Source organism: Klebsiella sp. WP4-W18-ESBL-05, from assembly GCF_014169075.1.
GTDB lineage: Bacteria > Pseudomonadota > Gammaproteobacteria > Enterobacterales > Enterobacteriaceae > Kluyvera > Kluyvera ascorbata_B.
On the sequence record NZ_AP022057.1, the window covers coordinates 4,300,132 to 4,314,745 of the forward strand.

The window sequence follows — 14,614 nt, forward strand, 5'->3', positions numbered from 1 at the left end:
ATAACGTCACGGGATTATATTTTTCGTTCGCTGTCACAGGTTTCACGCAATAGAATCAGGCTAATACCTGACAATGAGATCTACGTCACCTTACAAGGCCAAAAAGAGTGCATGAGTATTGGCGTAAAGCGCGCTGGCTATCTGTTCCGGTGCCTCCGGGCGCAGTGAACAAAGATGAGTAAAGACGTCCGCAATCCGCTCGGGTCGATTCGGCTGCCCTTGATAACCGTTGAGTGGCATATCAGGGGCGTCGGTTTCCAGCACCAGTGCTGAAAGCGGCAGTTGCGCCATCACGTCCCGCGTCTTGCTGGCCCGCGGGTAAGAAATCGTGCCGCCAACGCCAATTTTATAGCCCAATTGAACGAAGCGTTCCGCCTGCTGCAGGCTACCGGCAAAGCCATGTACCACACCGGTTCGCGGCAGGTTATGCCGCTTGAGATGCAGCGCCAGCTTGTCATGGGTACGTCGCGAATGCAGGCTCACCGGCATATCGTACCGCTTTGCCAACCGTAACTGCGCATCCAGCAGGTATTGCTGACGTTCAAACTGCGGGTCCTCACGGTACAGATCGAGGCCAATTTCCCCGATCGCCACCAGCTTTTTCGGGCGCGCGGCCAGCAGGCTCTCAAGCTGTGCCAGACTCTGCTCGTCGTGGTGCTCTACGACAATCGGATGCAGACCGAGCGCGGCATACAGCGGCGCATGCGAGGCGGCCAGCGCCAGCACGCGGGTGAAACGCGCCGCTTCAGTCGCCGGAACGATAATGTTCTCCACGCCCGCCTGCGCCGCACGCGCCAGGCTCGCCGCTTCATCATCGGTAAAAGGGGGAAAATCAAAATGACAGTGGGTGTCGATAAAACGGTAGGTCACGCGCGCCTCGTCGGTAAAGCTGGTCTGAGGGTATCGTAAAACAGCCGCCATAAAAAAAGCCAGCACGTAGGCGCTGGCTTATACCGTGGTTGCTGTGATGTTAAGAAAAGCTAAGGACGCTTACGTCCCATGAAGAGGCTGACCAGGAACAGAATGATACCGACAACGAACACAATTTTTGCTGCGCCCGCTGCTGCCCCCGCCAAGCCACCAAAGCCCAATGCGGCGGCAATCAACGCGATAACCAGAAAGATAATGCCCCAACGAAACATATGATTCTCCTTTATCCGTACGTGCCGACCAGTTGATCGATCCAGTAACTAAAATCAACAAGATATTTTTCATCGTGCTGATAATGAGACTAGGTCAAAAAGGACGCCGCTGCGTTAAAACCTACCGCAATTAGGAACATTCTGTCGTTGGGAGCGAGGGGGAAAAACGGGCAGAGCACGGCGGACGCCGTGCTCTGAAGGGCGATTAGTGTTCGCGCGTTTTGCGGAACTCGACGTCAGGATAGCGTTCCTGCGTCAGGTTCAGGTTGACCATGGTTGGGGCGATGTAAGTCAGGTTATCGCCGCCGTCCAGCGCCAGCTGTACTTCGTTTTTACGCTTGAACTCTTCAAATTTCTTCACGTCTTTCCCTTCCACCCAACGGGCGGTCGCGACGTTCACCGATTCGTAGATAGCTTCTACGTTATATTCACTTTTCAGGCGCGCAACGACCACGTCAAACTGCAGCACGCCGACGGCCCCAACGATCAGATCGTTGTTGGCGATCGGGCGGAACACCTGAACGGCACCTTCTTCCGACAGCTGAACCAGCCCTTTCAGCAGCTGTTTCTGCTTCAACGGATCCTTCAGGCGAATACGACGGAACAGCTCCGGCGCGAAGTTCGGGATACCGGTGAACTTCATCATTTCACCCTGGGTGAAGGTATCACCAATCTGAATGGTGCCGTGGTTGTGCAGACCGATGATATCGCCCGGATAGGCTTCTTCAACGTGCGAACGGTCACCTGCCATAAAGGTCAGCGCATCGGAGATCACCACATCTTTGCCGATGCGAACCTGGCGCAGCTTCATGCCTTTTTCATATTTACCGGACACCACGCGCATAAACGCCACGCGGTCGCGGTGTTTCGGGTCCATGTTGGCCTGAATTTTAAACACAAAGCCGGAGAACTTCTCATCCTGAGCTTCCACCAGGCGAGTGTCGGTCTGACGCGGCATCGGCGCAGGCGCCCACTCCACTAAACCGTCCAGCATGTGGTCTACGCCAAAGTTACCCAGCGCGGTACCGAAGAAGACCGGGGTAATTTCACCGGCCAGGAACAGCTCTTTATCAAATTCGTTGGATGCGCCCTGCACCAGCTCCAGCTCGTCACGCAGCTGCTGCGCCAGCTCTTCACCGACCGCCGCGTCCAGATCCGGGTTGTTCAACCCTTTGACGATACGCACTTCCTGAATGGTGTGGCCTTTACCGGTCTGATACAGATAGGTTTCATCTTTATAGAGGTGGTAAACGCCTTTGAACAGCTTGCCGCAGCCAATCGGCCAGGTGATCGGCGCACAGCCGATCTTCAGCTCGCGCTCAACTTCATCCAGCACTTCCATCGGATCGCGGATGTCACGGTCGAGTTTGTTCATAAAGGTCAGGATCGGCGTATCACGCAGACGGGTCACTTCCATCAGCTTACGCGTCCTGTCCTCGACGCCTTTCGCGGCATCGATGACCATCAGGCAACAGTCGACCGCCGTCAGCGTACGGTAGGTATCTTCGGAGAAGTCTTCGTGCCCCGGGGTGTCCAGCAGGTTCACCAGGCAGTCATGATACGGGAACTGCATCACGGAGGTGGTAATGGAGATACCGCGCTGCTTTTCCATTTCCATCCAGTCAGATTTCGCATGCTGGCTGGAGCCACGACCTTTTACCGTACCGGCGGTCTGAATAGCCTGTCCGAATAACAGGACCTTTTCCGTGATCGTCGTTTTACCGGCATCCGGGTGAGAAATAATGGCAAAAGTGCGGCGTTTGGCCACCTCTTGCAAATAAGGAGACAACGTCATAATTCAATCTTCTTGAGTAAGCACGGCATCACGCCGCGCATGTTGAATACGAAAAAATTGCGGCTATTTTACCCATCAAAGGGGGGCTGGCAATCACTGTTTACACAGGAGTCGCTCCAGTTCAGGCAATGAGGTTACCGTCCAGTCAGGCGTGATGCCTTCCGGCAGCGCGCGCTGGTGCGCGTTCAACCAGCAGGTTGCCCAGCCGGCGTTCATGCCGCCGAGAATATCCGACTCGGCGGTATCGCCAACCATCAGCATGCGCGAGCGGTCTGGGCTGCCGGCCTGTTCCCGCGCGTAGTCAAAGATTCGGCGGTCCGGTTTTGCCACACCGACTTCTTCAGAAATCACCAGCAGCTCAAAGTGATCGCGAAGGCCAGTACGCTCCAGACGAATCTGTTGCAATGAGGTAAAACCGTTAGTAATGATGCCCATCTTGACCTTGCCCTGCAGCGCGTTCAGCAGCGACACGGCGCCCGGTAGCGGTGCACAAATCTCGGCCATGGCATTCATAAAGGCATCGTTCAAATCGCCAGGATGAACGTTCAGGCGTTCTGCCCAACTGGTAAAACGTTGATGCTGAAGCTGGAGCGAAGTGATCGCCCCATTCTGGTAGTCCACCCATAGCGGCTTGTTCACCGCCTGGTAGTCCTGGAAATCTTCTGCGGTAAAGGTCACGCTGTAGTCGAGAAACATCCGCTGTAGGCCGCTGAACGCGTCAAACGTAAACAGCGTCTCGTCGGCATCGAAGAAAATCCAGTCCCACTTCATCATCATTTCACCTTATCTTACATACCAATCGGCAGCGCCATCACAATGGCATCCTCACGGCCTTCCGCCGTGGGATAATAGTTGCGACGAATCGTCGCCTCGTTAAAACCTAAACTCTCATACAGCGCGATGGCCGCGTGGTTAGACGCGCGCACCTCCAGCCAGAGCGTCAGCACGCCGCGCGTTTCTAACGTCTCGATAAGATGTTCAAGCAGTTCGCGCCCTAAGCCTCGGCGCTGATACGCCGGATCAACCGCAATGTTAAACAGCGTCGCCTCATCCAGCACCACCTGCGTGATGGCAAAGGCCGCCATCTTGCCATCGACCGACATCTGGAAGTTCAGATAGCGATCGCCCTGATTACTGACGAAGGTTTTTTCACTCCAGGGAAACGCATGGGCGCGTCTTTCGATGTCGAAGGCGCGGGGTAAATCAGTCGTGCTGAGGGTAGAAATCGTGTTCATGGGCGCATATTTGTTGCCAGAGCGCGGCGCGAGCGGGCGCGCTGGCCTGAAGTTCATTAAACGGCGGCGTCGAAATCACCGCCCCTTCCAGCGTCACCGGCGCGTCGTTACCCAGCCGCCAGCAGTGGCAGCGGCCCTCTTGTGGCAACATGGCTACGCGATCGGGCGTCAGCGGTAAAACCTGGTCCGGCGTCATGCGCAGTGCGCGCAGAATGTCGGCCATCAGCGGCTCCGTCAGTGCGGGGAGTTCTTCGCCCACAATCACTAAACGAACATGCTGCGGGAGCGTAATCGCGATTTCCCCCTGCAGCGCCCCTGGGCGACGCAGTGACCACTGGGTAATACCCAACTGTTGTAATTGCCAGTCTCGCCGGGATGTCATGTACAACGCTCCTGTCTATCAAGGGCGCAAATATAGCAAATTCATCGAAACCGCGCCAATTACACACTATAATCGCGACCTGAGTTTAATGAGGAAACATTCATGTCTGCTTTTACCCCGGCAAGTGAAGTCTTGCTGCGCCACAGTGACGATTTCGAACAGAGCCGTATTTTCTTTGCCGGCGATTTGCAGGATGACCTGCCCGCACGCCTTGAAACCGCCGCAAGCCGCGCGCACACCCAGCAGTTCCATCACTGGCAGGTGCTGAGCCGCCAGATGGGCGACAGCGTCCGTTTTGGCCTTGTGGCACAGGCGGAAGACGTGGCCGACAGCGACACCTTTATCTACTACTGGCCGAAAAACAAGCCGGAAGCCCAGTTCCAGCTGATGAACATTCTGTCTCTGCTGCCGGTGGGCACCGATATTTTTGTCATTGGCGAAAACCGCAGCGGCGTGCGTAGCGCCGAACAGATGCTGGCCGAGTACGCGCCGCTGAACAAAGTCGACAGCGCCCGCCGCTGCGGCCTGTATCATGGTCGTCTGGAAAAACAGCCGTCGTTCGATGCGGAAAAATTCTGGGGCGAATATCAGCTCGATAATTTAACCATTAAAACCCTGCCAGGCGTATTTAGCCGCGACGGGCTGGACGTCGGCAGCCAACTGCTGCTTTCCACCCTGACGCCGCACACCAAAGGCAAGGTGCTGGACGTCGGCTGCGGCGCAGGCGTGCTGGCCGCGACGCTCGCCAGCCACTCGCCGAAAGTTCGCCTGACGCTGTGCGACGTGAGCGCCCCGGCGGTTGAAGCCAGCCGTGCGACGCTGGCGGCCAACGGCATTGAAGGCGAAGTGCTGGCCAGCAACGTCTTCTCTGAGGTGAACGGTCGTTTTGATATGATCATCTCCAACCCGCCATTCCACGACGGCATGCAAACCAGCCTTGACGCCGCACAAACGCTGATTCGTGGCGCGGTGCGCCATCTGAACAGCGGCGGCGAGCTGCGCATCGTGGCCAACGCCTTCCTGCCGTACCCGGCGGTGCTGGACGAAACCTTTGGTTTCCATGAGGTGATTGCCCAAACCGGCCGCTTCAAGGTCTACCGCACGGTAATGACGCGTCAGGCGAAAAAAGCCTAATATCCGCAGGCCGGATAAGCGATAACGCCATCCGGCACAGCCACGGATAACGCCGGATGGCGGCGTAAACGCCTTATCCGGCCTACAAAAGCGGCCAAATCCGCATAACCGCCTTTTTTTTCAGCAATCGTGCAAAGTTCGATAATTAACTGTTGACGCCCAGCGTAAAATCTCTAGAATTCGGCCCCGTGGTAACGATTCTTTCATAAAGAATCGATGGTATGCGAAGGTGGCGGAATTGGTAGACGCGCTAGCTTCAGGTGTTAGTGTCCTTACGGATGTGGGGGTTCGAGTCCCCCCCCCTCGCACCAGTTTTCTCGCTCTCTTCTTCGTGTTTCCTTCCTGTCTATTCCATCAGCTTTACATTCATCGCAATCAGCACAATACCGCCCATTAACGCAATGCAAGACGGTAACAGGACGAAGTGTCGCAGCCGACGATGCCAGATCATAGCGCTGCTCAACAGCAGTCCACACACAATGACCCCGCGCCAGACGTCAGTTGAGAGCCCCAGGGTACTCAGCAGTGCCAGTACAGCGCCCGGAATCAGAACGCCCCAGCCGCTACCTAACGTTTTTTGCAACATGATCCGACCCACTCAAATGATAATGATTACCAATATCATATGATGTTTTTTGTTATTTGTCTGCACTTGCGCTAAGGTTTCATAATCATTAATGACATGCATATTATATGGTGTTAAGTTGTATAAAAAATCAGCATGTCGCATATAAAGAAATTGCGCTATTCCTACTGCATTATTCTGTTTTTAATGCGTTTATTTATTTAAGGCTGACTACAACTTCAAACAATGACCGTACAATCATGGCGCACGCTGCGTGCGCAAAAATATCAGCTCACGTTCCGGCTGTTTTTGTTTCTGAACCTGATTTCATCGACGCTCTCGGTGTTCAGCCCGATATATGATGTAAATATATTTCCTCTGCCAGCGATGCTGATTGCGGTGGGCAGCAGCGTGATGCTGTTGTGGAACTGGCGCTACGCCCGGATAAAGCTGAACCTACCCATGGTTTCGGCGATATTCGGCTGTTTATGGGGCTGGCATATTTTAAGTAAAACTTTTGCGTTGCCGACAATAAATGACAATTTTCAGCTGGTTGCGCTATTTAGCGTGTTATTTGTTGGCACCATTGCTTTTTCCAATAATATTGTCGCGTTTGCGCTGCATTCACTCCCCACATTTATTGTTTGCCTGTTTACCAGCAATACCACCGAGTGGTGGCGTATGGCCTATTGTTTTGCCCTACCGTTAATCGGTATTGCGATTCAACACGTCATCCAGCGGCGCAACGACAAATTTGCGCAAGGGCTGATGTATAAGCTGCTGGAAGAGCGTGAAACGCTCAACGGCCTGAGCATGCTCGACCCGTTGACCGGCCTGTATAACCGTCGTGGCTTTCAGTTTCGCCTGGATTCGCTCAAAGCGCTCGGCCCCGCTCAGCACTCGGTCCTGCTGCTGGATATCGACCATTTCAAGGCCTACAACGACCATTACGGCCATATGATGGGCGACCAGGCCCTGATGCGCGTCTCCGCCGCCATTCGTAACGCCGTACGTTCTCGGGATATTGTGACCCGCTTCGGCGGCGAAGAGTTTATGGTGCTGCTGCCGCAGTGCGACATCACCAACGCCATGCAAACGGCAGAACGGATTCGCCAGCATGTCTACGATCTCAAAATTCCACATATGTTTAATGCCGCCGTCGCAACACATGTCACCGTCAGCATCGGCGTCGCGCCGCTGGAAGATAACAATATCGACGCCGCTATCCAGAGAGCGGATAAAGCGCTGTATGAAGCCAAAAACATGGGGCGCAACAACGCGCTAACCAGCGAACAGCTCCCCGCAGCCTGAGTTCACAAAAAATGGGTGCAGGCGACAAATCGCTTGCGCTCACTTTTATCTATAGCTACGATTGCTAATCATTATCATTTATATTTTTATCTCGTTAATCCTATGGCCTATCGTTCCGCACCGATCGCTGATGACCTCATCTGGCGCACGCCGCTCCCTCCACGGGAAAATGCGCTTGCGGAATCAGTACGTGCCAAAATTGCCGAACATCGCCCGCATATGCTGGAAATGTTTCGACTTAACGAGAGCGCCCCGGGCAACGCTAAAACGCTAGCCGAATGGACCCGGCCTACCGAATTGACCTCACTGCTGGCCATCTACTCCGATCACATCTATCGCAACCAGCCGATGCAGCCGCGCGAAAACAAGCCGCTGATTTCGCTGTGGGCACAGTGGTATATCGGCCTGATGGTGCCGCCGCTGATGCTGGCACTGCTGACCGAATCATCTGCGATTTCCGTTTCACCGGAGCATTTCCTGGTTGAGTTTCACGAGACTGGCCGTGCGGCCTGCTTCTGGGCCGACGTACATTGCGACCAACGGGTCAGCAACATGCCGTGGGATCGGCGGTTGGACAGTTTAGTCACTGAAGGATTAATACCGGTTGTGAACGCGCTGGAAGCTACCGGCGAGATTAACGGCAAACTTATCTGGAGTAATACCGGCTATTTAATTAACTGGTATCTAGGTGAGATGATCGCGCTGCTTGGGGAAGAACAGGTTAGTCTCCTGCGTCAGCGCTATTTCCTGACCAGGACGCTCGCCGACGGCCGCGATAACCCGCTGTGGCGTACCGTGGTTGAAAGGGACGGGCGCCTGGTGCGACGCACCTGCTGCCAGCGCTACCGCCTGCCGGACGTCAAGCAGTGCGGTGACTGCACGCTTAACTAACCGACGGGGCGAATGCCCCGTCGTTTCACTGCCTATCAGGCAACCTGCTGGCTCTCTTCCTCCGCACGCTGCGCTTCTTCTTCTTCCTGTGCTAACAGCTGTTTTTCATACACTTTGAAGAACGGGTAGTAGATGATGGCCGACACACAGGCCAGCAGCACCACCAGAATCGCCGCACGGAAATCCCAGCCAAGCGCCCACGCGCCGCCGATCGGTGCCGGGGCAGTCCACGGCACGACGGAGATCACTCGACCGATCAGATCCAGTTTCATTGCCGCCCAGGCCAGAACGGCGTTCACCATCGGCGCCAACAGGAACGGAATAAAGAACACCGGGTTCATGACGATTGGGGTTCCGAAAATAACCGGTTCGTTAATGTTGAACAGGCTTGGCACCACGCTCAGACGGCCGATGGAGCGCAGGTGCGCCGAGCGGCTGCGCAGGTAGCAGAACACCAGTCCCATGGTCGCCCCCGAGCCGCCCACCACCACGAAGAAGGTCCAGAATGCTTCCATAAAGATGTGCGGCAGCGGAGCCCCCTGCGCTAGCGCAGTTTGGTTCAGGCCGAGGTTGGTCAGCCAGAACATTTGCAGCATACCGGACACGATAGCCGCACCGTGGATCCCCGCAAACCACAGCAGGTGGCCAATCAATACCGCCAGCAATATAGCCGGTAAGGAGTCAGCCGCGGAAACGAGCGGTTTAAACAGCGACATGATCGCCTGCGGGATCAGCATGTCGAACTGGCTCTGAATGAACAGGCTCAGCGGGTAAAGCGTCAGTACGACCACCAGCACTGGAATCAGCAGGTCGAAGGAGTTTTTGATCATCGGCGGGACCTGATCCGGCAAACGGATCCCGATGTTGCGAACCTTCAGAAAACGCATCATCTCTACGCAGTATACGGCGACCAGAATAGCCGTGAAAATCCCGGTACCACCGAGGCTATCGACCGGCAGATGGCCTTCCGTTTTCGGCGCGGCAACCAGCAGGAACGCCATGATCGACAGCATCGAGCACATAAACGGATCGAGCTGGTTGGTTTTTTCGTAATGTTTGCCTAAGTTGTAGGAGATAGCGGCGCAGATGTAGATGGACATGATGCCCATCGTCATATCAAACGGCGTCAGAATCCGGCCCTCAAACTCTTTTGCCAGGTCTAGCCAAGCGCGGGCAAACCCCCAGGTGGTGTCCGGCGAGAACGGCGGATAGGCAAACACCAGTAGAAACGATCCCACAATCATAAAAGGCATAGCGGAAATAAAACCGTCACGGATAGCCATGACGTGGCGCTGGGATGAAATACGACCAGCAACGGGACTGACGTAGTTTTCTACAAAACGAAAGATCAGATTAAATGCAGCGTGATTAGCAGACATAGCAGCCCTCCTGACAGGCTTTAGACGTAAGCACAGCAACAACGATTTTGCCGACATACGACTGGGCTAACCGTGAACGCTTTGTAACAGCCGCGTAACGCGCCTGGCATATTGTTCATAGGGATACCGTTCATATATGGCTCTTATTATGGATACAAAGGAAGTTACCCTTGCAGTATCAATCCCCTGAAGACCAACTGCAACCGGTTACAGTAACCGGTTGCAGTGATTGTGAAGGAGATCCAGAAATCAAACAATTTTTGCACAACTTCGGCGCTTTATTTACAACCTGGGTAGCTTTATGACAGAGTGACTCGCCAAAAAAACAGGAGTCAACAATGAGCCTACAGTCAGTACGAGAATTCTTTGCCGAGCACGCGCCCGACATCAATATTATCGAGCTTGAGCAAAGCACTGCGACCGTCGCGCTGGCCGCTGCCGCTCACCGGGTTGCGCCCGGGCAAATTGCTAAAACGTTGTCGCTAAAAGTCAAAGATCGCGTCATCCTTATCGTCGCCAAAGGCGATGCCCGTCTGGACAATAAAAAGCTCAAAGACACTTTTGGCGCGAAGGCCCGCATGCTCAGCAGCGACGAAGTGGTCGAGCTGACCGGGCACCCGGTGGGCGGCGTATGCCCGTTTGGCCTCGAAAACCCGCTGGACGTCTACTGCGACGTGTCGCTACAAGAGTATGACGAGGTGCTTCCCGCCGCCGGTGCTATTCATAGTGCGGTACGCATCTCTCCGCAAAGAATGGCGACCCTCACCGCCGCGACGTGGGTCGACGTTTGCCTGACGCCCACAAACTAAGCGGTGCGAAGCAGCGCCCGAGAGCGGGCTATATAGCGATCGGGCAACGACACCAGTAAATCAGCCGCGCTGAGCAAATCAGCGTCGGAGTTAACGCCAAGCTTGGTCATCGCATTAAATTTATGCGCGCGTATGGTTTTAATATTTCGCCCCAACCGCTGCGCGATTTCCATCAGCGAATAGCCGTAGGTCATGTAGCGCAAAATCATATTCTCGGTCGGGCTCAGAAAACTGTTTTCGCGCAGTACTGAAGATGCCGCCGCGCACTCATGCCCTAACGACGTTTCTTGTAACAGCTCGAGTACGTTTTGTTTGAGTTCAACCAGCGCGCTGGATTTGCTCAACACGCCGTGAAGATAAGTGGGTGACAGGTGCCTGATGAGTGCCGCCTCGACGTTATCGTTCGCCAGAATGATGCGGACCATCTGCTGATGACAACGGGCTATTTCGCCCATCGCCAGCAGACACTCAATGCGCGGCTCTCGCGTGCCGGACAGGCAGCAAATCAGCACATCAAAAGGCGCCTGGCAGAGTGCGGTTTTAAATTCACTCATCGAGCGAAAAAACTGAATCGTAAAATCTTTATTCCGCGAAGACGTTAATAAATGGCGTAGCCCGACTTCCGCCATCATGCAATCTTCTATGATAGCGACGCACTGCTTCCTGCTGTGCTTTTCCATTCTGCTTGTTCTCCATAAGCCGAGTAGAGATTGAGTTCCTTCATTCCCTGATTGCTGTTGATCCAGGCGTACATTTCCGCATTGCTACGCAAAGAAAGTCGACGCATCGCGCTATTTTTTTGCGCGCTTATCGTCTTGTTGCTCTTTTTCAACAGGGCTGCAATTTGGTTAATCCCCCAGCCTTTTGCCAGCAGACGCAGAACCTTGCGCTCTGACAGCGTTAGCATTACCGCACGGTCGTTTTCACCTTCGATATCATCACTGTTATGCATGGAAAGCAGCGTCTGGCTAATTTTTTCCGTGCTGACACCCCCCAGCTTTATGGCCTTGATGACGCGATCGATAGGGTCTGAATCTGAGAGCAGCGTACTTTCTGGACGCATCAAAAACTCAACGGCCAGCGCGTAATACTGACGGCTAATCATGAAGATCCAGTGGATATCCCGATACTGGGAAAGCAGCGTGTAATATTGCTCGCAGACCGCGCGAGGATTTCTGACTTCGCCAGAAAAATCAATAATAACGACATCTGTTCGACGCAGCTGAAGCAGCGTTAACTCTTCCAGAGACTGGCAAAAATTGAGCTCATAATCCGGGAAATGTGTTCCCATTATCGTACTGAGCCCAGACTGCATTACCGGTATTTTGCTAATAATCACCGCGAATTTGCAGTATTCTGGCGACATAAAACCTCCGTATCCATTCGAAGATTCACTTCCTGAATATAAAATTATTTAATACAGCACAACGTATTATCAGGAAACTAAACCATCCCTTTTCTATTTCCTTGACTGCTATAATATTATTATTGCGTTCTCACCAGACCAATAAAAAATGCTGCTACATGGATGTACTGGCGGGTTAAACGGATGCAGTATGGCATGGTGATTTAAAAGCACTCACTTAGAAAATATTAAAAACGACATAAGAATAATTAAAATTCACTATCCATATTCTTACTCGTCTATTCTATTTTCATTTTGAATTCTTTTGGCGCCATCCCGCCGCGTTTGCGGAAAAAGCGCGAGAAGTAGGTCACATCGCTAAACCCGAGATAGTCCGATACCTGCGTAATGCTCATACTGGTGTACTGGAGGCTTCTTTTGGCCTCCAGCAGCAGGCGCTGGTGCAGGACGCCTAGCGCGCTGGTACCGTGAAACTCGCGGCACAGGCAGTTGAGATAAGTCGTCGAGACGCCAAGACGCTGCGCATATTCCGCCAGCGAAAGGTGCTCGCGATAGTGGCTCTCAATAAGCCGCGCAAACTGCCTCAGCACGCTGCGTTTGCGCGCACTTTTATCTTCAAGGATCGCGGTCGGCGCGCCTTGCCGATTCAGCCAGACCAGCAGCGCGCCGAGCAGGGAAGACAGCATCATCTCGCGTGCATCCTTTTCGTGGCTGTACTCTTCGAGTAGTGCGGCAAATACCGTGTGAATATGGCGTCTGGCGCGCTTGACCATCACGCAGACGGGTTGACCGAGCACGTCTAGCTGTCCGCCAAACTGCGCCTCCAGCCGGCTCAGCAGCGGGAGCGCCAGCGAAAGTACGTAGCCCTGAGTGCCGGGGGAAAAACGAAAACCATGCACGCATAGCGACGGCACGACCTGAATACAGGGCCCGTTAACCGCTCGTCGCTCCCCCTCAATTTCAATCTCGGCCTGGCCTTTATGCACATACAGCAGCTGCACCAGTTCCACATGCTGATGAACGCGAATATGCCATGCGTACAGGCTGCTGCGCTGATGTATTGACTCACAGTGCAGCAAATCGGGCGTGGGCCAGCCCCTCTGCTCGCCATACAGTTTAAAGACCGGTACGCTCTCCGGCGCTGACGCCCGCTTCATGTTTTATTCCACCGTCTCATAGGGCAGCCCAACGTAGTTCTCCGCAATGGTCGTCAGCCCGGCGCGCGACCCCAGATAGTACTGACGGTCCGCTTCCTGCATCTTTCTGTCGAACGCGCTTTTGTCCTGGAAATCATGCAGCAAATGGGTCATAAACCAGCTGAAGCGCTCGCCTTTCCACACCCGGTTAAGCGCCAGCTGTGAATAACGCGCCAGTAAATCTACCCGACCGTGATGGTAAAACTGGCGCAAAATACGCCACAGGTAGTTCACGTCAGACACCGCCAGGTTCAGCCCTTTGGCGCCGGTCGGCGGCACAATATGCGCCGCATCGCCAACGAGGAACATTCTGCCGTACTGCATGGGTTCCACCACATAGCTACGCAGCGGCGCAATGCTCTTCTCAAGTGAGTGACCAGTCACTAACTTTTGTCCCAGTTCATCCGGCAGACGACGCCTGAGCTCACCCCAGAAGCGTTCATCCGACCATTGTTCGACGCGGTCGCTCAGCGGCACCTGCAGATAATAGCGGCTTCTTGTTAGTGAGCGCTGACTACACAATACAAACCCGCGTTCATGGTGCGCGTAGATCAGCTCAGGGTTCACCGGCGGCGTATCCGCCAGCAGGCCCAGCCAGCCAAACGGCCAGATACTTTCGTACTCGCGCAAAATATCGCGCGGGATACTTTGTCGGGAGACGCCGTGAAATCCATCGCAGCCGGCGACAAAATCACATTCCAGGCGACACGTTTCGCCATTCTTCACAAACGTCACGCTGGGTCTATCGCTCTTCAGATCGTGTAGCTGAACCTGCTCAACGCCGTAATAGGTTTCAGCACCGCACGCCTGTCGCGCTTCCATCAGATCGCGCGTAACTTCGGTCTGGCCGTAGACCATAACGCTCTTGCCGCCCGTCAGCTCGCTAAGCGGCACCGGAATGCGCTGGTTAGCAAACAGAAATTCTACGCCATGGTGAATCAGGCCCTCAGCATCCATGCGGCGAGCAACACCCGCCTCACGCAGCAACTCAACGGTACCGTTTTCCAGGATGCCTGCACGAATGCGTCCCAGCACATACTCCGGCGTCTGGCGTTCGAGAATGACGGTTTTTATTCCGGCGTTATGCAGCAACTGGCCCAGCAGTAGCCCCGAAGGCCCGGCACCGATAATGGCGACTTGCGTGTTCATAGGGTGTCCTCACATTCTGGTTAATTATTTGTTTGTTTTGTGTATCCATAAAGTTTCAGAATGCATTTTTGATAAGTCAGTAACGAAAAAGAAGGCCAGAATCCGTTCAAAAATTGCACTTTCCAACAGTTTTGCAAAAGTGTGGACGGCATCAACTCCTGGCCGGTCATCACAGGACGCCGAATTTTTGCACATTGTTTGATCCCACCCCGCTAGCGCCTGTGCGCGCTTCGGGTACAAGTAGGTCATTAACCGGCGTT

16 protein-coding genes and 1 tRNA gene are annotated in these 14,614 nt (G+C 54.2%); 5 read left to right on the forward strand and 12 right to left on the reverse strand.

Annotated elements, in window-relative coordinates; genetic code table 11:
• Positions 1–90: 90 nt before the first annotated feature.
• The 6 genes from H7R58_RS20585 to H7R58_RS20610 form a co-directional block, all read right to left on the reverse strand.
• Positions 91–870 (reverse strand): TatD family hydrolase, encoded by a 780-nt coding sequence (locus H7R58_RS20585; RefSeq protein WP_182934819.1) that lies wholly within the window; start codon positions 868–870, stop codon positions 91–93.
• A 110-nt stretch (positions 871–980) separates the two neighbouring features.
• A complete protein-coding gene (locus tag H7R58_RS20590) occupies positions 981–1,142 on the reverse strand; it encodes a DUF1328 family protein (protein WP_106925217.1) in 162 nt (53 codons plus the stop codon).
• A 205-nt stretch (positions 1,143–1,347) separates the two neighbouring features.
• On the reverse strand, positions 1,348–2,937 hold the full coding sequence (gene prfC, locus H7R58_RS20595; RefSeq protein ID WP_106925216.1) for a peptide chain release factor 3: 1,590 nt from the start codon (positions 2,935–2,937) through the stop codon (positions 1,348–1,350).
• 93 nt (positions 2,938–3,030) lie between these two features.
• Positions 3,031–3,708, reverse strand: coding sequence for a pyrimidine 5'-nucleotidase (gene yjjG, locus H7R58_RS20600; protein ID WP_106925623.1), 678 nt, complete (start codon positions 3,706–3,708; stop codon positions 3,031–3,033).
• Between the two features lie 17 nt (positions 3,709–3,725).
• On the reverse strand, positions 3,726–4,172 hold the full coding sequence (gene rimI, locus H7R58_RS20605; protein WP_106925215.1) for a ribosomal protein S18-alanine N-acetyltransferase: 447 nt from the start codon (positions 4,170–4,172) through the stop codon (positions 3,726–3,728).
• Positions 4,141–4,554, reverse strand: a complete 414-nt coding sequence (locus H7R58_RS20610) for a DNA polymerase III subunit psi (protein WP_106925214.1) — start codon at positions 4,552–4,554, stop codon at positions 4,141–4,143. The genes rimI and H7R58_RS20610 overlap by 32 nt, the downstream gene beginning before the upstream one ends.
• A gap of 102 nt (positions 4,555–4,656) precedes the next feature.
• Between H7R58_RS20610 and rsmC the strand changes: the two genes are divergently transcribed.
• Both rsmC and H7R58_RS20620 read left to right on the forward strand, forming a co-directional pair.
• Positions 4,657–5,688: a 16S rRNA (guanine(1207)-N(2))-methyltransferase RsmC gene (rsmC, locus tag H7R58_RS20615; protein ID WP_106925213.1), complete on the forward strand. Its 1,032-nt coding sequence runs from the start codon at positions 4,657–4,659 to the stop codon at positions 5,686–5,688.
• Between the two features lie 223 nt (positions 5,689–5,911).
• Positions 5,912–5,999 (forward strand) — tRNA-Leu (locus H7R58_RS20620).
• Positions 6,000–6,034: 35 nt separating this feature from the next.
• On the opposite strand, the gene H7R58_RS20625 is transcribed toward H7R58_RS20620, so the two are convergent.
• Positions 6,035–6,274 carry a DUF1435 domain-containing protein gene (locus tag H7R58_RS20625; protein WP_106925212.1) on the reverse strand — a complete coding sequence of 80 codons (240 nt, stop codon included), beginning with the start codon at positions 6,272–6,274 and terminating at the stop codon, positions 6,035–6,037.
• A gap of 225 nt (positions 6,275–6,499) precedes the next feature.
• Between H7R58_RS20625 and H7R58_RS20630 the strand changes: the two genes are divergently transcribed.
• Together H7R58_RS20630 and fhuF are read left to right on the forward strand one after the other, a co-directional pair.
• Positions 6,500–7,564, forward strand: a complete 1,065-nt coding sequence (locus H7R58_RS20630) for a GGDEF domain-containing protein (protein ID WP_106925211.1) — start codon at positions 6,500–6,502, stop codon at positions 7,562–7,564.
• Between the two features lie 102 nt (positions 7,565–7,666).
• Positions 7,667–8,455, forward strand: a complete 789-nt coding sequence (gene fhuF / locus H7R58_RS20635; protein WP_182929514.1) for a siderophore-iron reductase FhuF — start codon at positions 7,667–7,669, stop codon at positions 8,453–8,455.
• A gap of 35 nt (positions 8,456–8,490) precedes the next feature.
• On the opposite strand, the gene H7R58_RS20640 is transcribed toward fhuF, so the two are convergent.
• Entirely contained in the window at positions 8,491–9,834 is a 1,344-nt protein-coding gene (locus tag H7R58_RS20640) for a PTS sugar transporter subunit IIC (protein WP_106925209.1), read from the reverse strand.
• A gap of 338 nt (positions 9,835–10,172) precedes the next feature.
• Here H7R58_RS20640 and H7R58_RS20645 point away from each other — a divergent pair, with 338 nt between their 5' ends.
• Complete coding sequence (locus H7R58_RS20645; protein WP_106925208.1) at positions 10,173–10,643, forward strand: YbaK/EbsC family protein; 471 nt, start codon at positions 10,173–10,175, stop codon at positions 10,641–10,643.
• Here H7R58_RS20645 and bglJ read toward each other — a convergent pair.
• The 4 genes from bglJ to pobA all read right to left on the reverse strand — a co-directional run bounded on the left by bglJ (position 10,640) and on the right by pobA (position 14,354).
• Positions 10,640–11,323, reverse strand: coding sequence for a DNA-binding transcriptional activator BglJ (gene bglJ, locus H7R58_RS20650; RefSeq protein WP_320108683.1), 684 nt, complete (start codon positions 11,321–11,323; stop codon positions 10,640–10,642). The two genes, H7R58_RS20645 and bglJ, sit on opposite strands and share 4 nt — an antisense overlap.
• Positions 11,284–12,009: a helix-turn-helix transcriptional regulator gene (locus H7R58_RS20655; protein ID WP_106925207.1), complete on the reverse strand. Its 726-nt coding sequence runs from the start codon at positions 12,007–12,009 to the stop codon at positions 11,284–11,286. The genes bglJ and H7R58_RS20655 overlap by 40 nt, the downstream gene beginning before the upstream one ends.
• Positions 12,010–12,287: 278 nt before the next feature.
• Positions 12,288–13,166: a helix-turn-helix domain-containing protein gene (locus H7R58_RS20660; RefSeq protein WP_182929515.1), complete on the reverse strand. Its 879-nt coding sequence runs from the start codon at positions 13,164–13,166 to the stop codon at positions 12,288–12,290.
• Positions 13,167–13,169: 3 nt separating this feature from the next.
• Positions 13,170–14,354, reverse strand: a complete 1,185-nt coding sequence (gene pobA / locus H7R58_RS20665; protein WP_106925205.1) for a 4-hydroxybenzoate 3-monooxygenase — start codon at positions 14,352–14,354, stop codon at positions 13,170–13,172.
• Positions 14,355–14,614: the final 260 nt, after the last annotated feature.